The organism is Stenotrophomonas sp. S49, from assembly GCF_016624905.1.
In the GTDB taxonomy this organism is placed as follows: domain Bacteria; phylum Pseudomonadota; class Gammaproteobacteria; order Xanthomonadales; family Xanthomonadaceae; genus Stenotrophomonas.
Genome location: NZ_JACVUD010000026.1, coordinates 1 through 24941 on the forward strand (window position 1 = coordinate 1; position 24941 = coordinate 24941).

Genomic DNA, 24941 nt, shown 5'->3' on the forward strand with positions numbered 1-24941 from the left:
CGCCCGGCCCCCCCACGTCGCCCCCCCCCCCCGCCCGGGGGGGCCCCCCCCCGGCGGCGGTCCCACATTATTTCGCGTCGAACTTGACGATGGTGCTGATCGCGGTTTCGTCCGGGATGGTCTTGGTATCGGCCCAGTCGCCGCCACCCACGCCGAAGTCCAGGCGCTTCACGGTGGCCTTGCCGGTCAGCACCGGTTGGGTGCCCGGCTTCCAGCTGAAAGTGAAGGTGACCGGCTTGCTCACCCCGCGCAGCTCCAGCGTGCCATCGGCGGCGAACTGGTCGTTGCCCACGGCACGGAAACCCTTGGCGGTGAAGTGGGCGGTGGCGAACTTGCCGACGTCGAAGAAGTCGGCGCCCTGCAGGGTGGAATCACGGTCGCTGTTGCCGCTCTTGGCGCCGGCCAGCGGAATGGTCACGTCCAGCGAACCTGCGGCCGGATTGGCCGGGTCGAAGCTGAGCTTGGTGCTGAACCCCGGGAAGGTGCCGGTGAACACTTCACCGTCGTACTTGCTGGCAAACACCAGGATGGAGCCGGCGCCGGCGGCCTGGGTGTAATCGGCGGCCAGTACCGGGGCAGTGGCCAGCAGGCCGGCCAGGGCAGCGGCCACGGCGGCCGGGGTGGTCAGTTTCAAGGTCATCGGTCAGTCCTTCTGTGGGGTGGCGAGCCAGCCACGTGGCAGCATCCGCGACAAGGTGGCATCACGCTGGAACAGGTGGTGGTAGAAGGCAGCGCCGGCGTGGGCCAGCACCACCGCGATCAACAGCCAGAAGCCATATTCGTGCAGGGCGTGGGAGACGGCCACCACCTGCGGATCGGGCCCGCTCAGCTTGGGCACATCCACCAGGCCGAACCAGCGGAACGGGCGCAGGCCGCTGGCCGAGTCGTACAGCCAGCCGGAAAGGGGAATGGCGAACATCAGCACATACAGCAGCACGTGGGTGGCGCTGGCGATGCGTTCCTGCCAGCTGGGCGTGCCCGGCACCGGCTTGGGCGCGCCGGCATACAGCCGCCAGACCAGGCGCAGCAGCACCAGGGCCAGCACGGTGATACCGATGGATTTGTGCGCGGTGTAGACCCAGAAATACTTCGGTGTCTTCGGCAGTTCGCCCATGGTCAGGCCGACGATGCCCAAGGCGAGGATCAGCAGGGCGATCAACCAGTGCAGGGTCTGGCTGACGCTGCCCCAGGCAGCGGGCGTGTTCTTGGCGGTCATGGCGTGTCCTTCGGGGCCGTCGGGCTGTCGGAGTGGCTGTCGGGGGCGGGAGTTCCCGGGCGCGCGCTGCGGTCCAGCGCCGCTTCGGCTTCGATTCTGATCTGTACGCTGTCGCCGATCACGCCCGGCCAGGCGGTGATGCCGAAGGCGCGGCGGCTGAGCGTTGTGGTGGCCGAGAAGCCGGCGGTGCGGCGGAACGGCGGCAGCGGGTAGCGCTTGACCGCGTTGAGGGTCACATCCAGCACCACTTCCTGGCTGACCCCGCGCAGGGTCAGGGTGCCGACCACGCGCGCATGGGTGGGATCGATCGGTTCCACCCGGGTCGATACGAAGCGCGCACTGGGGAAGCGTTCGCCATCCAGCAGGCTGCTGGCCAGGGTGGCCTGGTTCCACTTGGCATCACCCAGATCCAGCCGCGCCACCGGAATCTCGACCTCCAGCGCGGCATCGCGCCAGCTGTCGCCATCGAACTGCACGCTGCCCTGGCTGCCGGAGATGGTGCCCAATGCCTGCGAGTAGCCGGCGTGGTCGATGGCGAACAGCACGCGGGTGTGCACCGGGTCGATGCGCCAGACGTCGGGTGCGGCCCAGGCCGGTGCAACCGCAAGCAGCAGGGGCAGCAGGGCCAGGCGTAAACGCATCGGGCACGTACTCGGTTGGAGGAAGCCCCGATCATACGCACAGCACCGCGCTCTGGACGTGTGCACGGCTGCAACAGTTCGTGGTGGCAATGCGGCTGGAAACAGGCTGTTGCAGCAGTGCCGCCGGTGCTGTGTGACAATCGGGGCCAGGACAGGGGGTTCAGGATGAAGACCGGTTGGCACAGGTGGTGCCGTGGCTTGGCCGCACTGGCACTGGTGGTGTCGCTCGCGGCGGCGGCCACACCACAGGAGATGGCAGGGGAGACGCCGCGACTGCGCCGCTTCGGTGCGGCCGAAGGCTTGCCCTCGCGCATGGTGGTGGCACTGGCCGAAGACCGCCAGGGACACATCTGGGCGGCCACCGATGGCGGCCTGGCCCGTTACGACGGCAGCGCCCTGCGGGTCTGGCAGCATGACCCCGAACAGGCCGGGTCGTTGCCGGGCAACGAAATCGAAACCCTGCTGATCGATCCGCGCGACCGCGTCTGGCTTGGCATCAACGGCAAGGGCCTGGCCCGCCTGGATGCCGACCGTGATCGCTTCCGTACCTTCGATGGCATTGATGCGCAGTGCCAGGGGCAGTTCTGGACTCTGGCCTATGCCGGCGACGCATTGTGGATCGGCACCAGCACCCACGGTGTGTGCCGGCTGGCCGAAGATGGCCAGCTGCAGGTGTTCCGGCACGATGCGTCCGATCCTTCCGGCCTGCCCAGCGACACCATCTACAGCAGCCTGGTGGATGCGCAGGGGCGGCTGTGGATCGGCACCGAAGCGGGCGTGGCGCGCTGGGATGGCACCCGCTTCAAGGCCATCGCGGCGGGAGTGCTGGGCCACGTGAGCGTGCTGCGGCTCAGCCGCGACACCGATGGCGCGGTCTGGATCGGCACCCAGAACGATGGGCTCTACCGTGTGGACGCCCACGATGCGGTCAGCCGCCCGGCGTGGCCAGACAGCCCGGCCCTGCGCGCGGCCCTGGTCATCCCGGATCGCCAGGGCGGCTACTGGGCCGGTACCGCAGATGGTCTGCTGCGCGGCGATGCCGATGCGCTGTGGCGCCTGCAGGGTGATCGCGGCAGTGGTTTCCTGACCGGTCACAGCGGCGTGCTGGACATGCTGCAGGACCACGAAGGCGGGCTCTGGATGGGCCTGCTGACCCAGGGCCTGGCTTATCTGCCCCCCGACTGGCGGCGCTTTTCCACCTGGTACCAGCTGGACGGCAAGCCGTTGGACAGCCAGTACCTGCTGAGCGCGGCCAGTGACGGCCAGAACTACTACGTGGGTTCGGCGCATGGCGTCTATCGCATCGACGCGCAGGGCACCCTGAGCCTGCTGGCCAGCGACAAGGAGCTGGGCAGCGGCGCGGTCTGGTCGGTGCTGCCGCGTCCGCAGGGACGCCTGTGGTTGGGGCGCGCCGGGCGCCTGAGCGTGTACGACCCGGCCAGCGGCGCACTGCACAACCTGCCGATCGGCGGCGGCGCGGATCTGCGCCAGCGCATCGATCTGATGCGGCAGGCGCCGGACGGGTCGGTGTGGATTTCGGTGATGAATCTGGGGATGCAGCAGCGCGCTGCTGACGGCCGCCTGCTGCGCACCGTTCCGCTGTCGGCCCTGCACGGCGCCTCGGATGTGCCGATCGAACAGATCCGCTTCGATGCGCGCGGCCGGGTCTGGGCCATGGGCGAAATGGGGCTGTGGCGCGAGCAGGCCGACCGTTTCGAAGCCGTGCCGGGGGTATCCAGTGGCGCCATCTACGATCTGGTGTGGGTCGATCCGCAGCAGCTGTGGCTGGCCCGGCAGGGCGCGTTCGAGCGCTACCAGTGGGACGGGCTGACCCTGCGCCTGATCCAGCGCATCGACGCCAGCCACGGCATGCCGCCGGTCAGCATGGGCGGCCTGGCCCTGGCCGAGGATGGGCGTGTATGGGCGACCTCGCCACGCGGCCTGTTGCGCTGGGACCCCAAGCAGCGGCGCCTGCAGCAGATCAACGAACGCGACGGCCTGCCCGACGCCGAATTCACCGGGCGGCCGCCGGCGGTGGGGGCCGACGGTCGTGTGCTGGCCGTCACCCAGACCGGCATGGTGGGGTTCGACCCGAACGCAGCTGACGTAGCGCTGCCCGCATCGCAGTTGGTGATCGCGCAGGTGCGCGTGCGCCGCGACGACGCGCGCGGGTGGCAACCGCTGCCGACGGGCGGCGAGCTGCTGCTGGGCCCGGATGACCGTGACCTGCAGATCGATGCGCGGCTGTTGTCCTATGCAAACCCGCAGGGCAACCGCTACCGCTTCCGCGTGGGTGGTTACGACCAGAACTGGGTGGAGCAGGGCAGCGACGGCCAGCGCACGCTGTCGCGGCTGCCGCCCGGGCCGTACCTGATCGAAGTGCAGGCGGCCAGCAGCAGCGGCGCCTGGAGCCCCTCGCAACAGCTGCAGGTGAAGGTGCTGCCGCCGTGGTGGCGAAGCGGCATGGCCATCTTCGGCTACGTGATGTTGGGCTCGCTGTTGCTGTTGGCCCTGGTGTGGTCGATCCGGCGCCGGCTGCGGCGGCGGCAGCAATGGCAGTTGACCGTGCACAAGCAGCAACTGGCCGAGCAGGCGTCGCAGGCCAAGAGCCGCTTCCTGGCGACCCTGGGCCATGAAGTGCGCACGCCGATGACCGGTGTGCTGGGCATGAGCGAACTGCTGCTGGCCACCGAACTGGACCCGGTGCAGCGCAGTTATGCCGGGTCCATCCAGCAGGCCGGCAGCCATCTGCTGCGGCTGGTGAACGACGCGCTGGATCTGGCCCGCATCGAAGCCGGCCGCCTTGAGCTGGATATCCGCCCGTTCGATCTGACCGGGCTGCTGGACCAGGTGCAGGCCCTGATGCAGCCGATGGCCCACCAGCGCCAGCTCGGCTTCCTGCGCGAAGACCGCCTGCCTGGGCCGGTCAGCGTGAGTGGCGATGAAATGCGGGTGCGGCAGATCCTGCTGAACCTGCTGGGCAATGCGATCAAGTTCACCGAGCGTGGCCACGTCGCGCTCGGCGTGCAGCTGCAGCACGAGGGTGGCGTGCTGGTGTTCGAAGTGAGCGACACCGGGCCCGGCATCAGCACCGAGCAGCAGCAGCGTCTGTTCCACCGCTTCGAACAGGCCGATGGGCCGCGCACGGCGTCGCGCTATGGCGGCAGTGGGCTGGGCCTGGCCATCTGCCAGGAGCTGGCGGTGGCGATGGGCGGTCGTATCGACGTGGACAGCCAGTTGGGGCGCGGTGCGCGCTTCCGTGTCCGCCTGCCGTTGCCGTGGGCGCCGCAGGCGTCGCCACCGGCCGGCGAATCGGTTGCCGTCGTTCCGGTGCTGCCGGCGTTGCGCATCCTGCTTGTGGAAGACGACACCACCGTGGCCGAGGTAATTGCCGGCCTGCTGCGCGCACGTGGCCACCAGGTCGTGCATGTGCTGCATGGCCTGGGCGCGCTGGCCGAAATCGCCACCGGCGGCTTCGATGTGGGGCTGCTGGATCTGGACCTGCCGGCCCTGGATGGCACCGCCATTGCGCGCCAGCTGCGGGCGATGGGCTACGAGTTGCCGCTGGTGGCAGTCACCGCGCGGTCGGATGCCTACGCCGAAACACAGGTGCTGGCCGCCGGTTTCGATGGCTTCCTGCGCAAGCCGGTGACCGGCGATCTGCTGGTGTCGGCCATCGCCCATGCGCGCAACAAACGTCAGATCACGGCGTAGTTGCGCAGCTCAATGGCGTGAATTGCGCGCCTTTCGGTTTACCATGCCGACGCCCGCCCTGCGGGCACCATCCATGGACGCGTGAGGAGGCAATCGGTGGCGTATCTGCGGGCGGCGACGCTGCTGCTGATCCTGTTCGCCCTGGTGCCCGCGCTGGCCCAGCCGGTGGCGCCCACGCCCCGCCAGGTGACGGTGTTCGATGGCCTGCCATCGAACACGGTCAATCGCATGGCCGAAGATCGCTACGGTTATCTGTGGATCGCCACCAACGACGGGCTGGCACGCTACGACGGCCGCAACTACCGGATCTGGCGCTCCGAGGATGGCCTGCGCGACAACCGTATCTGGAGCGTGCTGGTCGACGCCCACAATGAACTGTGGATCGGTACCGAGAACGCGGGGCTGGTGCGCATGTCGGCCGATCGCCGGCAACTGCGCTTCTACGACCGCAGCAGCCAGCCGCTGATGGGCAGCAACACCGTGTGGAGCCTGGCGACCACGCCCGATGGCGCGATCTGGTTTGGCACCCATGAGGGCGGACTGTACCGGCTGGATCGCAATGAACGGCTGCAGCGCTTCCTGCCCGAAGCGAACAACCCGCGCAGCGTGCCGGCCGTGTCCGTGCCCTACCTGGCCACGCTGGCCGACGGCAGCCTGTGGGTGGGCACCAAGCACGGCGTGGCGCGCTGGACCGGCACCGATTTCGAGCGGATCAGCAGCGATGTGATTCCCAGCCCGATGATCAACGGGCTCAGTACCGAACCCGATGGCAGTCTGTGGATCAGTACGCTGGCCGGCGCCATCGTGCGGCGGCCCGACGGCCGCTTCGAGGCACCGCCGTGGGCGTTGCCGGCCGGCGACCAGGTATTGGGCATGATGCTGCGCGACGAACAGGGCGGGCACTGGCTGGACACCCGCAGTGGCCTGGGCCGGGGCGTGGATGGCAAGTTCCAGAACGTGCCGCTTTACAGCGCCATTGCCCGCGGCCGGGTACGGCCGAACTGGACCGGTGCCTATGAGGACCGCGAAGGCGGCATCTGGCTGGCCAGTACCAATGCCGGCCTGTGGCACCTGCTGCCGCGCTGGTGGCAGTTCTCGGTGTTTTCGCGGCTGGAAGACGAGCCCGCGTCGCTGCGCAATGCCTTCGTGCTGGGCACCAGCCCGTCCAGCAGCGGCGGGGTGTGGACGGTAGGCAGCCATGGCGCGCTGGACCGTTTCGACCCGTTGACCGGGCAGATCGAGCAGCACCGCACCTTCGTCAACGGCATGCACTGGCTGACCTCGGTACGCGAGGATCGACGCGGCCAGGTCTGGATCGGGTCCAGCGATGCGGTGATGCGTTATGACCCGCGCACCCGCGAACTGCGCCGCTGGGGACGTGAGGCGGCCACCGACGCGCCCATGGAGGGCACGGTCGAGGCGATGATGACCTGCGATGGCGACAGCCTGTGGCTGATGCTGCCGTCGGGATTGCAGCAGCGCGATCTGGATGGCCATGTGCGGCGCGAACTGGAAAGTGGCCGCGATGGCCTGCAGCTGGGGCAATTGAACCTGGACGTGGAATGCGGCCCGCAGGACCACATCTGGCTGGCCAGCAGCCGCGGTCTGCTGCAATGGCTGCCCGAGACCGGCCGGTTCCAGCCGGTACCCGGCGCGCCCGCGTCGGCGGTCTACGCGATGCATGTGGGCCACGATGGCCAGGTCTGGCTGTCCGAAGATGGTCGACTGGCCCGCTACCAATGGCGCCAGGGGCGGCTGGAGCGGCAGGCGGTGATCGGCGCCGAGCAGGGCTACCCGGCCATTTCCGCCACCGGTGTGGTGGTCGACGCGCAGGGCGTGGTCTGGGCCAGCAGCGCCCGCGGTCTGGTGCGCGTGGGCGCCGACGGACAGAGCGTGCGCCTGTATGGCGTGCATGACGGCCTGCCCAGCCAGGAGTTCCGCGAACACACGCTGATCAGCACCGCGTCCGGGCGCATGGTGGCCGGTACGCCTGCAGGCGTGGTGGTGTTCGACCCCGAGCAGGTACGACCCTCCACCCGGCGCGCGCCGCTGGTGATCGAGCGGGTGGAAGTGCGCCGCAACGAACAGGTGCTGGACCTGACCCACGACACGCCACTGCAGATTGCCGACGGTGACCGCGACCTGCGCATCGTCGCGCGCCTGCTGTCCTTTGCCGATTCGGCTTCCAATACCTACCGCTATCGCCTGGCTGGCTACGATCCGGACTGGGTGGAAGTGGGCCCGGCCGGCGAGCGTCTGTTCTCGCGCCTGCCGCCGGGCAGCTATCGCCTGGAAGTGCAGGCCCGCTCGGCCGACCATGTGTGGTCGCGGGTGCAGAGCCTGGAATTCCATGTGCAGCCGCCGTGGTGGCGCAGCCTGTCCGGGCTGCTGGTGCTGGCCTCGATCGCGCTGCTGCTGACCAGCTGGTTCGCCTGGCTGTACCGGCGCCGCCTGCAGCGCCGCCACGCCTACCAGCTGGCGCTGCACAAGCAGGAGCTGGCCGAGCAGGCATCGGCGGCCAAGACCCGCTTCCTGGCCAACCTGGGCCATGAGATCCGCACGCCGATGACCGGTGTGCTGGGCATGAGCGAGCTGCTGCTGTCATCGCCGCTGGACCCGCAGCAGCGCGGCTATACCCAGTCCATCCGGCACGCTGGCGAGCACCTTCTGCACCTGGTGAACGACGCGCTGGACCTGGCGCGGATCGAATCGGGGCGATTGGAACTGCAGTCGCGTCCGTTCGCATTGAACGCCCTGTTGCAGGACCTGGCGGCGCTGATGGGGCCGCTGGCCGCACAGAAGGGCCTGCGCTTCAGCCTGGACAACGCCCTGCCGCCAGGGCTGCAGGCCACCGGCGATGCCATGCGCGTGCGTCAGATTCTGTTGAACCTGTTGTCCAACGCGGTGAAGTTCACCTCGCGCGGCGGCATTACCCTGCACGCGCGCTGCGACGATGATGGCCTGTACTTCGACGTGCGCGATACCGGTCCGGGCATCAGCCAGGAGCAGCAGCAGCGTCTGTTCCGCCGTTTCGAACAGGCCGATGGCGCGCGCACCGCCGCCCAGTACGGCGGCAGCGGGCTGGGCCTGGCGATCTGCCGCGAACTGGCGCTGGCCATGCAGGGGCGCATCCGGGTGGAGAGCCAGCTGGGCACGGGCACCGCGTTCGCGGTCTGGCTGCCGTTGCCGCTGGCCCTGGAAGACGGCAGTGACCCCGCTGCCGCGGTGCAGGGTGATGGCACGGCCAGCCCCCTGCCGGCGCTGCGCGTGCTGCTGGTGGAAGACGATGGCACCGTGGCCGATGTGGTGACGGGCCTGCTGACCGCGCGCGGGCACGAGGTGGTGCATGCCGAGCATGCGCTGGCGGCATTGCGCGAGATCAGCGCGGGCGAATTCGATGTGGGCCTGCTGGACCTGGACCTGCCCGGCCTGAGTGGTTTCGAACTGGCCCAGCACCTGCGCAACCAAGGCTACACCCTGCCGCTGCTGGCGGTGACCGCGCGCACCGATCCGGATCTGCAGCAGCAGGTGGAAGCGGCCGGCATTGAAGGCTTCCTGCGCAAACCCGTGACCGGTGAGCTGCTGGTCGAAGCCATCGCCCGCGTGCTGGGGCGGTAGGGCGTGCTGGCAGGGCTTGCAGCCCTGCCGAAAACACTACTCCGCGACCGATTCGACCTGGCGCGGTTCGGGCTTGGTGTCGGGCAGCTGCCAGAAGATCATCGTCGAGGTCAGGGTGATCGCACCCACGCAGATGAAGGTGGCATGCAGCGCCGCAGTGGCGCCATGGCCTTCCAGGTGCGTGCCGAACGCTGCCAGCAGGCTGCCTGCGGCCGCCGCACCGAAACCGGCCGCCAGCATCATCACCATCGACAACAGGCTGTTGCCGGAACTGGCGAACTCGCGATCCAGATCGCGCAGGGTCACGGTGTTCATCACGGTGAACTGCAGCGAATTGACCGCGCCGAAGAACGCCAGCTGCAACAGGCGCCAGCCCAGGTGCTGGCCCGGCGTCATCAGGATGAAGCTGGCCATCGCCAAGCCCACTAGCACGGTGTTCACCATCAGCACGCGACGGTAGCCGTACTGCTCCACCAGCTTCACCGCCAGCTTCTTCGACACCATGCCAGCGGCGGCCACCGGCACCATCATCAGGCCGGCGTGCATCGGACCCAGGCCCAGGCCCACCTGCAGCAGCAGCGGAATCAGCATCGGCATGGCGCTGCTGCCGATGCGCGAAAACAGATTGCCCAGGATGCCGATGCGGTAGCTGGGTACGCGGAACAGCGCCAGTGAGAACAGCGGCGCAGTGGAATTGGCCGCGTGCAGCCAGTAGCCCACCAGCGCCGCCAGGCCAGCCACGGTCATCAGCATCACCAGTGCGTGCGGCGTGCCCAGTCCGGAAATGCCATCCAGTGCCAGCGACAGCACCACCATGGCGAAGGCCAGCATGACGTAGCCGCGCAGGTCGAAGCGCACGCGGTGGCTGGCGTAGTGGTCGGGCATGATCTTCATGGCGGCGATGAAACCGATCACGCCGATGGGAAGATTGATCAGGAACACCCAGTGCCACGAGGCGATCTCCACCAGCCAACCGCCCAGGGTGGGGCCGATCAGCGGGCCGATCAGCGCGGGAATGGCGATGAAACTCATCGCGCGCAGGAAATCCTCGCGCGGCACCGAGCGCATCACCGCCAGGCGACCGACCGGCAGCAGCATGGCGCCGCCGATGCCCTGCAGTACGCGGGCACCGACCAGTTGATGCAGGTGCTGGGCCAGCGCACAGGCCAGCGAGCCCAGGGTGAACAGGATGATCGCCACCAGGAAGGTGCGGCGCGTGCCGTAACGGTCGGCGATCCAGCCGGAGGCCGGAATGAACGTGGCCACCGCCAGCGCGTAGCTGAACACCACCGACTGCATCTGCAGCGGGCTTTCGCCCAGGCTGGCGGCCATGGCCGGCAACGCGGTGTTGACGATGGTCGAGTCCAGCATCTGCATGAAGATGGCCAGTGAAACCAGCCACAGCAGGGGACGGAAACGGGCGTAGTCGGACGGCGAAGCCGGCACGGACGGATCGGACATGGCGTGGGGAGCCGGTGGAGCGGGGCGGCCATGATCGCCCATGTGAAGTCACGGCGCGATAAACGTCGCGCCGTGACGTATTTGATTCGATCAGCGACGGCTGTGGCTGTGCACCGCGTCCACCAGCACCTGCACGTGCGCCGGATCCATGTCCGGCGACATGCCATGGCCCAGATTGAACACGTGGCCCTCGCGCGAACCGCCGTTGCCGGCGGCGTAGGTGTCCAGCACGCGCGCGGCCGCAGCGGCGATCGCATCGGGCGAGGCATACAGCGTGGTCGGGTCCAGGTTGCCCTGCAGGGCAACCCGGCCACCGGTGCGGCGCAGGGCTTCGTCCAGGTCCAGCGTCCAGTCCAGGCCCAGTGCATCGGCACCGGTCTGCGACAGTGCCTCCAGATGCAGGCCGGTGCCCTTGCCGAACAGGATCAGCGGCGTGCGCTCACTGCCTTCGCCGCGCTCCAGGCCTTCGGCAATGCGCTGCAGATAGCGCAGCGAGAACTCGCGGTACATGGCCGGCGACAGCACGCCGCCCCAGGTGTCGAACACCTGCAGGGCCTGCGCACCGGCGGCACGCTGCGCGCCCAGGTAGGCGATCACCGCCTCGGTGGTCACCTCCAGCAGGCGGTGCAGGGCCTGCGGATGGTTCAGCGCCATCGCCTTGATGCGCGCGAAATCCTTGCTGCCGCCGCCTTCCACCATGTAGCAGGCCAGCGTCCACGGGCTGCCGGAGAAGCCGATCAGCGGCACCTGGCCGTCCAGTTCGCGGCGGATCAGGCGCACCGCGTCCATCACATAGCCCAGGTCCTGTTCCATGTCCGGTACGGCCAGCTTGGCAATGGCCGCCTCGTCACGCACCGGATGGCGGAACTTCGGGCCTTCGCCTTCGACGAAGTACAGCTCCAGGCCCATCGCATCGGGAATGGTCAGGATGTCCGAGAACAGGATGGCGGCGTCCAACGGGAAGCGGCGCAGCGGCTGCAGGGTCACTTCGCAGGCGATTTCCGGGTTCTTGGCCATGCCCAGGAAGCTGCCGGCCTTGGCCCGGGTCGCGCGGTATTCCGGCAGGTAGCGGCCGGCCTGGCGCATCAGCCAGACGGGGGTGCAGTCCACCGGTTCACGGCGCAGGGCGCGCAGCAGGCGATCGTTGCGGAGGGGGCTGGTCACGATGGGCATTCCTTGGGCGAAGAGGGGCAGCGGCTCAATCGCCGTGCGAAAGAATCTGGAAGCCGCGATGCAGTTCGGCATCGCGGGCCTTGTCGAAGGCATGGCGGGCTTCATCGGCCTGCAGGAACAACTCGCGCCGCAGCTGCGAGCGCGCACCGACGCGGCCGCTCTCGCGCAGCAGTTCCCAGCCGCCGAACAGGTCCGGCAGCAGGGTCAGGCGCAGGAAGCGCGGCGCCTGCGCACCGGCATCGGGATGTTGCAGGTAGACATGCATGGGCCGATTGTAGCGGGGCAGGGGTGAGCCCTGCCGCAACGCGCCGTCGGCAGCGCCGGGCCATGCCCGGCGACGCCGGAAACGGTCAGCCCGCGCCCAGGACCTTCAGCACCGCCGCTTCATCCACGTCCGGCACCACTTCGGCGCGGCCCATGCCCCGCCACAGCACCAGGCGCAGGCGGCCGGCCACGTTTTTCTTGTCCAGCCGCATGCGGCCCAGCAGGGCCTGCGGGTCCAGCCCGGCGGGAATGGCCACCGGCAGCCCCAGTCGTTCCAGCAGCGCCTGCAGGCGCAGGCGGTCGGCGTCGTCGGCCAGGCCCAGGTCGGTGGAAAGCCGTGCGGCCAGCACCATGCCCACCGCCACCGCCTCACCGTGGTTCAGGGCATCGCGGCCGGGCGCCGAGTAGCCCTGTTCGGTCTCGATGGCGTGGCCGAAGGTGTGGCCCAGGTTCAACAGCGCACGCTCGCCCTTCTCGAAGGGGTCGCGTTCGACGATGGCGGCCTTGTGCCGGCAGCTGCGTGCGATGGCCTCGGCCAGCACGCCCTGCTCACCGGCCACCAGCGCCTCGGCGTGCTGCTGCAGCCATTCAAAGAACACCGCATCGCCCAGCGCACCGTACTTCACCACTTCGGCCAGGCCCGCGCGCAGTTCGCGCGGCGGCAGCGTGGCCAGCACGCGGGTATCGGCAATCACCGCGCGCGGCGGGTGGAAGGCGCCGACCAGGTTCTTGCCGGCCGGAATATCCACCGCGGTCTTGCCGCCCACCGACGAATCGACCATGGCCAGCAAGGTGGTGGGCAGCTGCACGCAGTCCACGCCCCGCATCCAGCAGGCCGCGGCGAAGCCGGCCAGGTCGCCGACCACGCCGCCGCCCAGAGCGAACACGCAGGCATCGCGGGTGGCGCCCAGCGCGGCCAGTGCTTCGATGGCGCGGCCGAATTCGGACAGGGTCTTGGATGCTTCGCCGGCGGCCAGCACGTGTTCGCCCACGATCAGGTCCGGGCGCGCGGCCAGCAGGGCCTCGCGCAGGGCGGCCAGGTACAGCGGGGCCACCTCGCTGTCGCTGAGCAGCAGCGCGTGGCGGCCGCGCACATGCGAGGCCAGTGCAGCGCCGTCGGCCTGGGCGCCGGCGCCGATGGTGATGGTGTAGGGACGGTCGCCGGCAACGGCGACCTGCAGCAGGGAAGGGGTGGTCATGCGTTCAGGTCCTGGCGCTGCCATTGCGCGGCCAGCTTGACGACAAGCTGGGCTGTCGCATCGGCGGCGGTGTACGGGTCGGTGTCAAGCGTGATGTCGGCCAGCGCGTGGTACAGCGGGTCGCGCACGGCGGCCAGGTCGTGCAGTACCTGCTCACGGTCCGGGCGCTGCAGCAGCGGGCGCCCCTTGTCGCGGGCCAGCCGTTCCAGCTGTGCCGCCACGCTCACATGCAGGTGCACCACGAAGCCGCGCTGTGCGATCAGGGCGCGGTTGTCCGGGTCCAGCACGGCGCCGCCGCCGGTGGAGACCAGCTGGCCCTGGCCAGCCAGCACCTGGGCCAGGGCCTGGCGTTCATGGGCGCGGAAGCCGGCTTCGCCGGAGTGCTCGAAGATGGTCGGAATGCTGGCGCCGGCGGTATCGACGATGGCCTGGTCCACGTCCACGAAGTCCAGCGTGAAGCGTTCGGCCAGGCGGCGGCCGATGCAGGTTTTGCCGGCGCCCATCGGGCCGATCAGGATCAGGTTCGGAGCAGGATTCATGCCCTGTGATGCTAACACCTTCACGCCCGGGGCCCGGCACGATGGTTGCGTTTGGAAGCATCCGCGCGGCGTTGTCAGCGCACTGCCTGCACCTGCCGTTGCCCGTCCAGCTGCACCACGTGGTCGGCCAGCGCGGGCAGGGCGCGCAGCGCCTGGCGGCTGACCCGCTCGTAGTACTGCACGAAGCGCTCCAGCTGCGGGCGGGTCATGCCGTGGCGACCGGGCTGCGCCGCCTGCAGGTTCTGCTCCTGCTGCCAGCGCCAGCGCGGAACCACCGCGAAATCCGGCGGCTGCAGGAACCACAGGCGGTCACAGCGCTGCCACAGCGCGGGGTAGTGGTCGGCCAGGGCCTGGTTGCACCAGCGCCGCCAGCGCCCGTCCGGGTCGGCCTCCTGCTCCAGCGCGTTCAAGGGGCGGTCCAGCTCGGCTTCGGTCTGCGCGGGCGTGCCCAGGAACCAGCCTTCAAACACCAGCAGGTCCAGCGGTGCGTCCAGTGCCGACCACTGCGCTTCGGGCAGGCGCTCATCGGCCAGCTTGTCGAAGCGCGGCAGCGCCAGCGGCTGGCGCGCGGCCACCGCGTCGAGCACGGCGTGGGCCAGCGGCAGGTCGTGGGTGCCGGGCGGGCCGCGGGTGATCAGCAGCGGATGCACCTGGCGGGCCAGACGTTGCCGCTGCGCGCGGGTCAGGTAGACATCGTCGATGGACAGGGCCGCCGCGTTCAGGCCGCGTGACCGGGCACGCGCCACTACCTGCGCGGCCAGCGTCGATTTGCCGCTCCCCTGCACGCCGCTGATGGCCAATACTGGCACCGTGGCAGTACTGGCCAGCGCGTCATCCAGCGCCTGCTCGGCAAGCGTTTCGGGGAATCCTTTCACCACGGGCATGTACGCAGCAGCAACCATGCGGCCACAATAGCCCAATCCGAGTGAGAAGAAGCGAACCATGAGCGACCTTTACGCCGAAGCCCTGTCCACCTTTGCCGCTCTGTTCGAGGAGGCCAAGCAGAGCCGCGAGGTCGAGCCCAATGCGATGACCGTGGCCACCGCCGATGCGCAGGGCCGCCCGTCGGCGCGCACCGTGCTGCTGAAGGCCTTCGATGAGCGCGGCTTCGTGTTCTATACGCATCTGGACAGCCACAAGGGCCGCGAGCTGCAGGCCAACCCGCAGGCGGCCCTGCTGTTCCTGTGGCGCAGCCTGCGCGAGGCCGGCATCCAGGTGCGCATTGAAGGGCGGGTCGAGCAGGTGGCCGATGCTGAGGCCGATGCTTATTTCGCCAGTCGCCCACGTATGAGCCAGATCGGCGCATGGGCGTCATTGCAGTCGAAGACGCTGGCCAGCCGCGAAGAATTCGATGCGCGCGTGGCCGAGGTGGAAGCACGCTTCGAAGGCCAGGACGTGCCGCGCCCGGATGGCTGGAGCGGCCTGCGCGTGGTGCCCGACCGCATCGAGTTCTGGTACGGCGCGCAGTTCCGCCTGCACGAGCGTTGGTGCTACGAAGTGGGTGCCGAAGGGCGCTGGAGCAAGCGGCTGCTGTACCCGTGATCGACGCCGGGGCCACGCTGTTCTGGTAGTGGCCAACCTTGGTTGGCCTTTCGCCGTGTCGACCAAGGTCGACACCTACCGCGGGGCTGTCAGCAGTCCTTCCAGCGCCTCCACGTCCACAGGATCGCGCTGTGCTGCCGTCATGAATCGCTCGGCAAATGCATTCCACAACCGGCTGCGCAGGAAGTAGCGGAACAGATCGGCATCCAGATGCTGCTCGTTGCACATCAGGGCCATGATGCGCAGCGTTTCGCTGAGCGGCTTGGCCGGCTTGTAAGGGCGGTCGGCGGCCGTGAGTGCTTCGAACACGTCGCACAGTGCCATCACCCGGTCCAGCAACCCCAGCTGGTCGCCGGGCAGGCGCCGCGGATAACCCTTGCCGTCCAGCCGCTCATGATGGGTGGCGGCCAGTTCCGGCACCTTTTCCAGGCCCGGCGGCCAGGGCAGGGCCTTCAGCATCACGTAGGTCTGCACGATGTGGTTGTTGATGCGGAAGCGGTCTTCGTCGGTGAGCGTGCCGCGGCGGATGCCCAGGTTGTACAGCTCGCCGATGTTCTGCTGGCACGGGGGCAGTTCCATGTTGAAACCCAGCGTGTTGCGCGGGTCGCCTGCTTCCACGGCCGGGCGCTCACTGCCCCACGGCACGCGGTGCTCGGGCAGGTCCTGCAGCAGGGTGGCTGCAGCCGGCAGGGGCGGAGCCTGCGGGCGCTGTGCTTCCAGATGGCGAAGCTCGGCGGCCGACAGGCCCAGGCGGTCGTCGAAGTGGCGCTGCCAGGGTTGCTGGCCGATGGCCTGCAGCCGCGCGATGGCTTCATTGGCCATGAACTCGCCGCCCAGGTTGCAGCCGGCCACGAACGCGAAATCATCCTGCAGCTGCTGCTTTCGGCTGGCGAGTTGGGCTGCAGTGGTTTCGCCACGTGCGGCGGAAAGTTCCGCATCGCGCCACAGGATCTCGAAGCGCAGGCGCACCTCGTGGATGCGGTTGCGGATGACCTCCAGCTTGGTCGCCTTGTCCACGATGTGCTCGGGGCTGATGACCTTGCCGCAGTCATGCAGCCAGGCGCCAAGTCGGAACGCTTCACGCTCGCCCTCGCTCATGCGGAACGCGGCGTAGCGCCCGTCATCGGCCTGGTGCAGGTGCTCGGCCAGCTCGATGGCCATCTGTGGCACGCGCTCGCAGTGGGCGCCGGTGTAGGGGCTCTTGGCATCGATCGCATCGGCCAGCAGGCGGATGAGTGCCTCGAACAACAGCCGTTGCGCCTCAGACAACTGGCGGGTCTCGATGGCCACCGCCAGCATGCCCGACAGGCGCTGGGTGAACTGCAGGAAAGCGGTATCGTCGTGGGCGGCATCGGTGGGGTGTTCCAGGACCAGCAGTCCCTGCAGGTTGCCCTGCCGGCCGCGCAGGGGCAGCCGCAGTTGTCCGGCCGGCGGCTGGTCGTGCACGTCGTCGGTCGACCACGCGATGTTCGCAGGCAAGGGCGTGTGCAGCGTTCCCACCTGGGCCGCGCGGTGCAGGGCGCCGGTGGGTGCGTCTGGAAGATAGACCGCAGCCGCGCGCGATTGGGTGGCCTTGACCATCTGCTCCAGCACCCGCTGCAGCATGCGCTCCATCTGCGGCTCGGTAGCCAGGCATTCGGTCAGGTCAAGGAAGGCGGCAATCGTGCCGCCCATATGCTGGATGGCCTGCGACAGCTCGCTCACCTCGCGCACGCGGCTGGCAGGCAGGGGCGCGCCGGTGAAATCGAAGCGGGCAATACGCAGGCTGCGTTCGCGCAGGCCGACCAGGCTGCGGCCCAGGGCACGCCCGGCCAGCCAGCCCAGCGGCAACAGCAGCAGGGTCAGCAACAGTGCCAGGCCCAGCGTCTGCGCGGCGCGCCGGCGCGCGTCGGCGGCCAGCTCGTCCATGGGCAGCGCTTCCAGCAGATCGAACGTCTGGCCCGGCCCGGTCTGCAGTCGCGAGCGCAACCCGATCCACGTGCGACCTGCGGTATTGAACTGCACGGGCAGGCCGCTGTGCGTGGCGCGTGCCCGGGCCTGGGCCAGCGGGGTGTGGCCTACTGGCGCGGCCAGCGTGCTGGCAACGATCTCGCCGTTGCCATGCAGCAGGGCCAGCTCGGTACCGGGCGTGGCCCTCAGCGTGGCCAGCACCTGGGCCAGATCGTCCAGCGCCACATCAACACCGACCACGGCATCGGCGGTGGTGGCACGTTCACTGAGCGTGACGCCCATGCGGCCGGTGGTGACAAAGCGATACGGCGCCGAGACATGCACGCTGCCCGGGCGCTGCCAGGCCTGCTGGTACCAGCTGCGCTGGCGCGGATCGAAGTCATGGCTGGGCCATGGGCGTGTCGGCAGTGGCCGGCCTTGCGCATCCAGGAAGTGGAAGCGTGCCACGCGCGTGCCGTCGGCCTGTTGGCTGAGCGTCTGCAGCAGCATGTCGGCGGTGCTGGGCGCCGCCACGCTTTCGCGCACGGCCGGCACCGCCAGTGATCGGGCCAGCAGCAGATCGCCATTGGGGTAGGCCACGTACACCGAAGCCGCCACCGGTGCCGCGCGCAGTGCGGCCAGCAGCGGCGCGGCGTGTTCCAGGCGGCCGCGTTCGTCGGCCAGGGCGGGCAGCTGGCCGGCGCCGATCTGGCCCAGCGCCACCTGTGCCGGGGCAAACTGCAGGCGCAGTTGTTCGGCCAGCAGGGTGGTATCGCGCAGGGCGCGCTGCCGGGCATCCGCGCCGAGGCGCTGGTAGGTGGCGATCACCCCCCAGCCGATCAGCAGTGCGGCGACCAGGGCCATGCAGGTCATGGTCAGCGCGGTGATATGGACGCGGATGCGGAACTGGCGCGGACCCGGTACGGCGTGGCTCATCAGGCTTCCCCCCCTATGCCGATAGCCCTACGCAGGTTGCGTGCGCAACCGGACAGGGGGTGGGGCCCCCTTTGTAGAGTCGAGCTTGCTCGACTGCTTGGGCCAGTCGAGCAAGCTCGACTCTACAGAAGCAGTCGAGCAAGCTCGACTCTACAACCCCTCTGCGCGCAGCCAGCGCCACAGCGTGGTGCGCGATACACCCAGTGCCTGGGCCATGCCTTCGCGGTCGTTGCGGTGTTCCTGCAGCAGGGTTTCCAGCTGGGCGCGGGGCGGGCGCTTGCCGTTGCTTGCCAGTGGCAAGGCCGGTATGCCTTCGCGCAGCAGTTCAGGTGCGAGTTGCAGCAGGCGCGCGGCGTCGATCAGTCCTTCGCCCGGCTGCCAGTGGATGCGCAGGCGATCAACCAGGTTGCGAAGCTCGCGCACGTTGCCCGGCCAGCCGGCGGTGGTCAGCACGGTCATGGCGTCCTCGGCCAACGGCGCATCGATGCCGCGCAGCTGGCGGAAGAAGTGCTGGACCAGCAGCGGCACATCGCTGCGGCGCGCGCGCAGGGGGGGCAGGGCAATGCGCAGTGCAGCCAGTCGGTAGTAAAGATCGCGGCGGAAGCTGCCTGCGGCCGCGCGCTGTTCCAGCGACTGCAGCGTGGCCGCCACCACGCGCAGGTCAACCGAGGTGGGCTCGGTGGCGCCCACCCGCAGCACTTCGCGTTCTTCCAGTACCCGCAGCAGCCGCGTCTGCAGGGGCAGCGGCAGTTCCCCGATTTCATCCAGGAACAAGGTGCCCCCATCGGCCGCTTCCATCAGGCCCACGCGGCCGCCACGGCGCGCGCCGGTGAACGCACCATCGCTGTAACCGAACAGTTCCGACTCCAGCAGTGATTCGCTGATCGCTCCGCAGTTCAGTGCCACGAAACGGCCGCGGCGGCCGCTGGCGGCGTGCAGCTGGCGTGCCACCAGTTCCTTGCCAGTGCCGGTCTCGCCGGCCACCAGTACGGTGCTGTCGTGGGGCGCATACAGCGCTATCTGTGCGCGCACCTGTGCCATTGCATCGCTGTCACCCAGCAGCTCGTGCGCCTCGCTGCGCGCTGCTGCACGCCTGCGCGGCGCGGGGCGGGCGCCACCGGAACGGGCCAGTGCCTGGGTCAGTTCCAGCGCATGTTCGAACGCCTGCCGCACCGAATCGGCCGAGTACAGCAGCACACCTGGCAGTCCCATCTGTTCGGCGTGGTCGATGGCCATGCCGGTGCCAACGATCACCTCGATGCCGTTGGCGCGCAGATCGGCGATGCAGTCGCGCGCGTCCTCCCGGGTGACGAAGCGGCGGTGCTCGATGTCCAGCCCGAAGCTGTGCTGGAAGTTGCTGAACACCGGCACGTCGCTGGCGTGGGTGACCAGCCCGATGCGGCTGGCGATGCGCCGCGCCCGCGCCAGCGCTTCCATCAGGTCGAAGCCGTTGGCCTGGATCGGCACCAGCGGCAGATCCAGGCGGCCGCGCAGCCAGGCCGCGTTCGAGCCACCGGCAATGACCACGTCGCAATGCTCGCGGCGCAGGCGCTGGCCGATCACCTCCACCGCCTCCTCGAAGCCGAGGTTGATCTGTTCGATGCGCGCGCGGCGGTCGAACTCGGGAATGACATCGCCGAGCAGGCCGGTCAGGCGCGAAACGCTGACGGTCCAGATCACCGGGCGGTCGGTATCGACAGGGGGCAGGGGCGAGCGGGGCAGGTACATGGAGCGGCGGTTACTAAGGATGTTTCATGATACGCCTGTTTCAATGTTTCATATGTTTCAGGTTGCGGGCACGGTCACCCGTTTGAAATCAATGGCTTGCACCTTGGCACGGTGTTTGCGCCTGTACCCATGACTTATCTACTGGACTGCCGCATGACTGCTTCCACCCCTGCTTCCGCCGGTGCCCGCTTCCGCCATTCCCTGGCTGCCGAATCGCCGCTGCAGGTGATCGGCGCGATCAACGCCAACCATGCGCTGCTGGCCAAGCGCGCCGGCTTCCGCGCCATCTACCTGTCCGGCGGCGGCGTGGCCGCAGGCTCGCTGGGCCTGCCGGACCTGGGCATCAACACCCTGGAAGACGTGCTGATCGACGTGCGCCGCATCACCGATGTCTGCGACCTGCCGCTGATGGTGGATATCGATACCGGCTTCGGCCCGAGCGCCTTCAACATCGCGCGCACGGTGAAGTCGTTGATCAAGGCCGGCGCGGCGGCCTGCCATATCGAAGACCAGGTCGGCGCCAAGCGCTGCGGCCATCGCCCGGGCAAGGAAATCGTCTCGCAGGGTGAAATGGTCGACCGCGTGAAGGCCGCCGCCGATGCCAAGACCGACCCGGACTTCTTCCTGATCGCGCGTACCGACGCCATCCAGGTGGACGGCGTGGACAAGGCCATCGAACGCGCCATCGCCTGCGTCGAGGCCGGCGCCGACGGCATCTTTGCCGAGGCCGCCTATGACCTGGACACCTACCGCCGCTTCGTCGATGCGGTGAAGGTGCCGGTGCTGGCCAACATCACTGAATTCGGTGCCACCCCGCTGTTCAGCCGCGACGAACTGGCCTCGGCCGGCGTGGCCATCCAGTTGTTCCCGCTGTCGGCCTTCCGTGCCGCCAACAAGGCTGCCGAGAACGTCTACCAGTCGGTGCGCCGCGATGGCCACCAGCGCAACGTGGTCGACGCCATGCAGACCCGTGAAGAGCTGTATGACCGCATCGGTTACCACGCCTTCGAGCAGCAGCTCGACGCCCTGTTCGCCGCCAAGAAATAAGCAGTACCCTGCACCATCAGTTTTCGGAGGGAAAACATGAACGATACGACCGCAAACCCGACCTTCAAGCCGAAGAAGTCCGTCGCCCTGTCCGGCACCGCCGCCGGCAACACCGCGCTGTGCAGCGTGGGCCGCAGCGGCAACGACCTGCACTACCGCGGCTACGACATCCTGGACCTGGCCAACACCAGCGAGTTCGAGGAAATCGCCTACCTGCTGGTGCACGGCAAGCTGCCGACCCGCGCCGAACTGGTTTCGTACAAGGCCAAGCTGAAGTCGCTGCGCGGCATTCCGGCCGCGGTGAAGGCCGCGCTGGAAGAACTGCCGCCGTCGGCACACCCGATGGACGTGATGCGCACCGGCGTGTCCGTGCTCGGCTGCGTGGCCCCGGAAAAGGATGACCACAACCATCCGGGCGCGCGTGACATCGCCGACAAGCTGATGGCCTGCCTCGGTTCGATGCTGCTGTACTGGTACCACTGGAGCCACAACGGCCGCGCCATCGACGTGGAAACCGACGACGACTCCATCGGTGGCCACTTCCTGCACCTGCTGCACGGCGACAAGCCGCAGGATTCGTGGGTAAAGGCGATGCACACCTCGCTGATCCTGTACGCCGAGCACGAGTTCAACGCTTCCACCTTCACCTGCCGTGTCATCGCCGGTACCGGCAGCGACATGTACAGCGCGATCTGCGGTGGCATCGGCGCGCTGCGCGGCCCCAAGCACGGCGGCGCCAACGAAGTCGCGTTCGAAGTGCAGAAGCGCTACGACAACCCCGATGAAGCCGAGGAAGACATCAAGGCCCGCGTCGAGCGCAAGGAAGTGGTGATCGGTTTCGGCCACCCGGTCTACACCGTGTCCGACCCGCGCAACAAGGTCATCAAGGACGTGGCCCGCGAGCTGTCCGAAGAGCAGTCCAGCATGAAGATGTACGACATCGCCGAGCGCCTGGAATCGGTGATGTGGGACATCAAGAAGATGTTCCCGAACCTGGACTGGTTCAGCGCCGTCAGCTACCACATGATGGGCGTGCCGACGGCCATGTTCACCCCCCTGTTCGTGATCGCCCGCACCGCCGGCTGGAGCGCGCACATCGTCGAACAGCGCATCGACGGCAAGATCATCCGCCCGAGCGCCAACTACATCGGCCCGGAAGACCGCGAGTTCGTCGCCATCGACAAGCGCGCCTGATCCACCTGCTGTCTGCACCCGGCCGGCCCGTTGCCGGCCGGGTGATTTCGCCGCCGCATCGCCGGCACCCGGCCCGCCCCAAGCATTCCGCCAGCCCATGAATACCGACTACCGCAAGAACCTTCCCGGCAGCACGCTGGACTATTTCGACGCGCGCGCCGCCGTCGATGCCATCCAGCCCGGCGCCTACGCCACGCTGCCGTACACCTCGCGTGTGCTGGCTGAAAACCTGGTGCGCCGCTGCGAGCCGGCCACCCTGGTCGATTCGCTGAAGCAGCTGATCGAACGCCGCCGCGATCTGGATTTCCCGTGGTTCCCGGCGCGCGTGGTCTGCCATGACATCCTGGGGCAGACCGCCCTGGTCGATCTGGCCGGCCTGCGCGATGCGATCGCCGACAAGGGTGGCGACCCGGCCAAGGTGAACCCGGTGGTGCCGGTGCAGCTGATCGTCGACCACTCGCTGGCGGTGGAGTGCGGTGGGTTCGATCCGCAGGCGTTCGAGAAGAACCGCGCCATTGAAGATCGCCGCAACGAAGACCGTTTCCACTTCATCGACTGGACCAAGCTGGCGTTCCAGAACGTGGACGTGATTCCGCCGGGCAACGGCATCATGCACCAGATCAATCTGGAGAAGATGTCGCCGGTGGTCTACGTGCAGGACGGCGTGGCCTTCCCCGATACCTGCGTGGGCACCGACAGCCACACCCCGCACGTGGACGCGCTGGGCGTGATCGCCATTGGCGTGGGCGGCCTGGAAGCGGAGAACGTGATGCTGGGCCGCGCCTCGTGGATGCGCCTGCCGGACATCATCGGCGTGGAACTGACCGGCAAGCCGCAGCCGGGCATCACCGCCACCGACGTGGTGCTGGCACTGACCGAGTTCCTGCGCAAGGAACGCGTGGTCGGCGCTTGGCTTGAGTTCTATGGCGAAGGCGCTGCGGCACTGACCATCGGTGACCGCGCCACCATTTCCAACATGTGCCCCGAGTACGGTGCCACCGCCGCGATGTTCTACATCGATGCGCAGACCACCGACTACCTGCGCCTGACCGGTCGCGAGGAGTCGCAGGTGGCGCTGGTAGAGAATTACGCGCGTACCACCGGCCTGTGGGCCGACGACCTGGTCACTGCACAGTACGAGCGCGTGCTGTGTTTCGACCTGTCCAGCGTGGTGCGCAACATGGCCGGGCCGAGCAACCCGCACAAGCGAGTGGCCACCGCCGAGCTGGCCGAGCGCGGCATTGCCGATGAAGCCAAGCTGGCGGCCGGGCGTGGCGAACAGGCGCAGGGCCTGATGCCCGATGGCGCGGTGATCATCGCGGCCATCACCAGCTGCACCAATACCTCCAACCCGCGCAACGTGATCGCCGCGGCGCTGCTGGCGCGCAACGCCAACGCGCGCGGCCTGCAGCGCAAGCCGTGGGTGAAGTCGTCGCTGGCACCGGGCTCGAAGGCCGTGCAGCTGTACCTGGAAGAATCCGGCCTGCTGCCCGATCTGGAACAGCTGGGCTTCGGCATCGTGGCCTTCGCCTGCACCACCTGCAACGGCATGAGTGGCGCGCTGGACCCGAAGATCCAGCAGGAAATCATCGATCGCGACCTGTACGCGACCGCCGTGCTGTCGGGCAACCGCAACTTCGACGGCCGCATCCACCCGTATGCCAAGCAGGCCTTCCTGGCCTCGCCGCCGCTGGTGATCGCCTACGCCATCGCCGGCACCGTGCGCTTCGATATCGAAAAGGATGTGCTGGGTGTGGATGCCGAAGGCAACGAAGTCCGCCTGAAGGACATCTGGCCGAGCGATGCCGAGATCGATGCCGTGGTGAAGGCCTCGGTGAAGCCCGAGCAGTTCCGCAAGGTCTACAACCCGATGTTCAACGTGCGCGTGGAGCATGGCGCGGCGGTCAGCCCGCTGTACGACTGGCGCCCGCAGAGCACCTACATCCGCCGCCCGCCGTACTGGGAGGGCGCGCTGGCCGGTGAGCGCACGCTGGCGGGCATGCGCGCGCTGGCTGTGCTGCCGGACAACATCACCACCGACCACCTGTCGCCGTCCAATGCGATCCTGGCCTCCAGCGCCGCCGGCGAATATCTGGCGAAGATGGGCCTGCCGGAAGAAGACTTCAATTCCTACGCCACCCACCGTGGTGACCATCTGACCGCACAGCGCGCCACCTTCGCCAACCCGAAGCTGTTCAACGAAATGGTGCGCAACGAGGACGGCAGCGTGAAGCAGGGTTCGCTGGCGCGGGTGGAGCCGGAAGGCAAGGTGATGCGCATGTGGGAGGCCATTGAAACCTACATGGACCGCAAGCAGCCGCTGATCATCATCGCCGGTGCCGACTACGGCCAGGGCAGCTCGCGTGACTGGGCCGCCAAGGGCGTGCGCCTGGCCGGCGTGGAAGCGATCGTGGCCGAGGGTTTCGAGCGGATTCACCGTACCAACCTGATCGGCATGGGCGTGCTGCCGCTGGAGTTCAAGCCGGGCACCACCCGCCTGACCCTGGGTATCGACGGCACCGAGACCTTCGACGTGGTGGGCGAGCGCACCCCGCGCGCCGACCTGACCCTGGTCATCCACCGCCGCGACGGCCAGGACGTGGTGGTGCCGGTTACCTGCCGCCTGGACAGCGACGAGGAAGTGGCGATCTACGAGGCCGGTGGCGTGCTGCAGCGCTTCGCACAGGACTTCCTGGAAGGCGCCAAGGTGGCGTGAGGCAACCGACGGCCCGGCAACAGG

17 protein-coding genes are annotated in these 24941 nt (G+C 68.5%); 6 read left to right on the plus strand and 11 right to left on the minus strand.

Translation table 11 applies throughout. The features are described from left to right. Positions 1-67: 67 nt before the first annotated feature. Genes IAE58_RS07880 through IAE58_RS07890 form a run of 3 tightly spaced genes read right to left on the minus strand, consistent with a single transcriptional unit; the run spans position 68 to position 1857 of the window. The gene (locus IAE58_RS07880; protein WP_108750774.1) at positions 68-640 is read right to left on the minus strand and encodes a YceI family protein; all 573 of its coding nucleotides are present in this window, start codon (positions 638-640) and stop codon (positions 68-70) included. 3 nt (positions 641-643) lie between these two features. Continuing rightward, positions 644-1216 carry a cytochrome b gene (locus IAE58_RS07885; RefSeq protein WP_108756915.1) on the minus strand — a complete coding sequence of 191 codons (573 nt, stop codon included), beginning with the start codon at positions 1214-1216 and terminating at the stop codon, positions 644-646. Next, positions 1213-1857, minus strand: a complete 645-nt coding sequence (locus tag IAE58_RS07890) for a YceI family protein (RefSeq protein WP_199933257.1) — start codon at positions 1855-1857, stop codon at positions 1213-1215. Before IAE58_RS07890 ends, IAE58_RS07885 begins: the two co-directional genes overlap by 4 nt. 165 nt (positions 1858-2022) lie before the next feature. On the opposite strand from IAE58_RS07890, the gene IAE58_RS07895 reads away from it, so the two are divergent. Further along, the gene (locus IAE58_RS07895; protein WP_199933258.1) at positions 2023-5571 is read left to right on the plus strand and encodes an ATP-binding protein; all 3549 of its coding nucleotides are present in this window, start codon (positions 2023-2025) and stop codon (positions 5569-5571) included. Positions 5572-5667: 96 nt separating this feature from the next. Further along, positions 5668-9189: a hybrid sensor histidine kinase/response regulator gene (locus IAE58_RS07900; RefSeq protein ID WP_199933259.1), complete on the plus strand. Its 3522-nt coding sequence runs from the start codon at positions 5668-5670 to the stop codon at positions 9187-9189. Between the two features lie 36 nt (positions 9190-9225). Here IAE58_RS07900 and mdtD read toward each other — a convergent pair whose 3' ends face one another. The 6 genes from mdtD to IAE58_RS07930 all read right to left on the minus strand — a co-directional run bounded on the left by mdtD (position 9226) and on the right by IAE58_RS07930 (position 14727). Beyond that, entirely contained in the window at positions 9226-10650 is a 1425-nt protein-coding gene (mdtD, locus tag IAE58_RS07905) for a multidrug transporter subunit MdtD (protein ID WP_199933260.1), read from the minus strand. Between the two features lie 90 nt (positions 10651-10740). Beyond that, the gene (gene hemE, locus IAE58_RS07910; protein ID WP_108750768.1) at positions 10741-11823 is read right to left on the minus strand and encodes a uroporphyrinogen decarboxylase; all 1083 of its coding nucleotides are present in this window, start codon (positions 11821-11823) and stop codon (positions 10741-10743) included. A 25-nt stretch (positions 11824-11848) separates the two neighbouring features. Beyond that, a complete protein-coding gene (locus tag IAE58_RS07915; RefSeq protein ID WP_108753853.1) occupies positions 11849-12088 on the minus strand; it encodes a WGR domain-containing protein in 240 nt (79 codons plus the stop codon). 85 nt (positions 12089-12173) lie between these two features. Next, positions 12174-13286, minus strand: a complete 1113-nt coding sequence (gene aroB, locus IAE58_RS07920; RefSeq protein ID WP_199933261.1) for a 3-dehydroquinate synthase — start codon at positions 13284-13286, stop codon at positions 12174-12176. Beyond that, complete coding sequence (locus tag IAE58_RS07925) at positions 13283-13825, minus strand: shikimate kinase (protein ID WP_108762653.1); 543 nt, start codon at positions 13823-13825, stop codon at positions 13283-13285. The genes aroB and IAE58_RS07925 overlap by 4 nt, the downstream gene beginning before the upstream one ends. A 74-nt stretch (positions 13826-13899) precedes the next feature. Next, positions 13900-14727 (minus strand): kinase, encoded by an 828-nt coding sequence (locus tag IAE58_RS07930; protein ID WP_199933262.1) that lies wholly within the window; start codon positions 14725-14727, stop codon positions 13900-13902. Between the two features lie 40 nt (positions 14728-14767). On the opposite strand from IAE58_RS07930, the gene pdxH reads away from it, so the two are divergent. Further along, positions 14768-15367: a pyridoxamine 5'-phosphate oxidase gene (gene pdxH, locus IAE58_RS07935; RefSeq protein WP_199933263.1), complete on the plus strand. Its 600-nt coding sequence runs from the start codon at positions 14768-14770 to the stop codon at positions 15365-15367. Positions 15368-15442: 75 nt separating this feature from the next. Here the strand turns inward: pdxH and IAE58_RS07940 are convergent, their stop codons facing one another. Together IAE58_RS07940 and prpR are read right to left on the minus strand one after the other, a co-directional pair. Then, positions 15443-18232, minus strand: a complete 2790-nt coding sequence (locus IAE58_RS07940; protein WP_199933264.1) for an HD domain-containing phosphohydrolase — start codon at positions 18230-18232, stop codon at positions 15443-15445. Between the two features lie 150 nt (positions 18233-18382). Beyond that, on the minus strand, positions 18383-19960 hold the full coding sequence (gene prpR, locus IAE58_RS07945; protein ID WP_199933265.1) for a propionate catabolism operon regulatory protein PrpR: 1578 nt from the start codon (positions 19958-19960) through the stop codon (positions 18383-18385). 153 nt (positions 19961-20113) lie between these two features. Here prpR and prpB point away from each other — a divergent pair, with 153 nt between their 5' ends. The 3 genes from prpB to acnD all read left to right on the plus strand — a co-directional run bounded on the left by prpB (position 20114) and on the right by acnD (position 24917). Further along, complete coding sequence (prpB, locus tag IAE58_RS07950; protein WP_199933266.1) at positions 20114-21007, plus strand: methylisocitrate lyase; 894 nt, start codon at positions 20114-20116, stop codon at positions 21005-21007. 36 nt (positions 21008-21043) lie between these two features. Beyond that, entirely contained in the window at positions 21044-22201 is a 1158-nt protein-coding gene (gene prpC, locus IAE58_RS07955) for a 2-methylcitrate synthase (protein ID WP_199933267.1), read from the plus strand. Between the two features lie 97 nt (positions 22202-22298). After that, positions 22299-24917: a Fe/S-dependent 2-methylisocitrate dehydratase AcnD gene (acnD, locus tag IAE58_RS07960; protein WP_199933268.1), complete on the plus strand. Its 2619-nt coding sequence runs from the start codon at positions 22299-22301 to the stop codon at positions 24915-24917. The last annotated feature ends 24 nt before the right edge of the window (positions 24918-24941 follow it).

Coding starts and splice junctions, on each gene's coding strand:
- IAE58_RS07880 (WP_108750774.1), bottom strand. CDS start 640: ATGACCTTGAAACTGACCACCCCGGCCGCCGTGGCCGCTGCCCTGGCC.
- IAE58_RS07885 (WP_108756915.1), bottom strand. CDS start 1,216: ATGACCGCCAAGAACACGCCCGCTGCCTGGGGCAGCGTCAGCCAGACC.
- IAE58_RS07890 (WP_199933257.1), bottom strand. CDS start 1,857: ATGCGTTTACGCCTGGCCCTGCTGCCCCTGCTGCTTGCGGTTGCACCG.
- IAE58_RS07895 (WP_199933258.1), top strand. CDS start 2,023: ATGAAGACCGGTTGGCACAGGTGGTGCCGTGGCTTGGCCGCACTGGCA.
- mdtD (WP_199933260.1), bottom strand. CDS start 10,650: ATGTCCGATCCGTCCGTGCCGGCTTCGCCGTCCGACTACGCCCGTTTC.
- hemE (WP_108750768.1), bottom strand. CDS start 11,823: ATGCCCATCGTGACCAGCCCCCTCCGCAACGATCGCCTGCTGCGCGCC.
- IAE58_RS07915 (WP_108753853.1), bottom strand. CDS start 12,088: ATGCATGTCTACCTGCAACATCCCGATGCCGGTGCGCAGGCGCCGCGC.
- aroB (WP_199933261.1), bottom strand. CDS start 13,286: ATGACCACCCCTTCCCTGCTGCAGGTCGCCGTTGCCGGCGACCGTCCC.
- IAE58_RS07925 (WP_108762653.1), bottom strand. CDS start 13,825: ATGAATCCTGCTCCGAACCTGATCCTGATCGGCCCGATGGGCGCCGGC.
- IAE58_RS07930 (WP_199933262.1), bottom strand. CDS start 14,727: ATGGTTGCTGCTGCGTACATGCCCGTGGTGAAAGGATTCCCCGAAACG.
- pdxH (WP_199933263.1), top strand. CDS start 14,768: ATGAGCGACCTTTACGCCGAAGCCCTGTCCACCTTTGCCGCTCTGTTC.
- IAE58_RS07940 (WP_199933264.1), bottom strand. CDS start 18,232: ATGAGCCACGCCGTACCGGGTCCGCGCCAGTTCCGCATCCGCGTCCAT.
- prpR (WP_199933265.1), bottom strand. CDS start 19,960: ATGTACCTGCCCCGCTCGCCCCTGCCCCCTGTCGATACCGACCGCCCG.
- prpB (WP_199933266.1), top strand. CDS start 20,114: ATGACTGCTTCCACCCCTGCTTCCGCCGGTGCCCGCTTCCGCCATTCC.
- prpC (WP_199933267.1), top strand. CDS start 21,044: ATGAACGATACGACCGCAAACCCGACCTTCAAGCCGAAGAAGTCCGTC.
- acnD (WP_199933268.1), top strand. CDS start 22,299: ATGAATACCGACTACCGCAAGAACCTTCCCGGCAGCACGCTGGACTAT.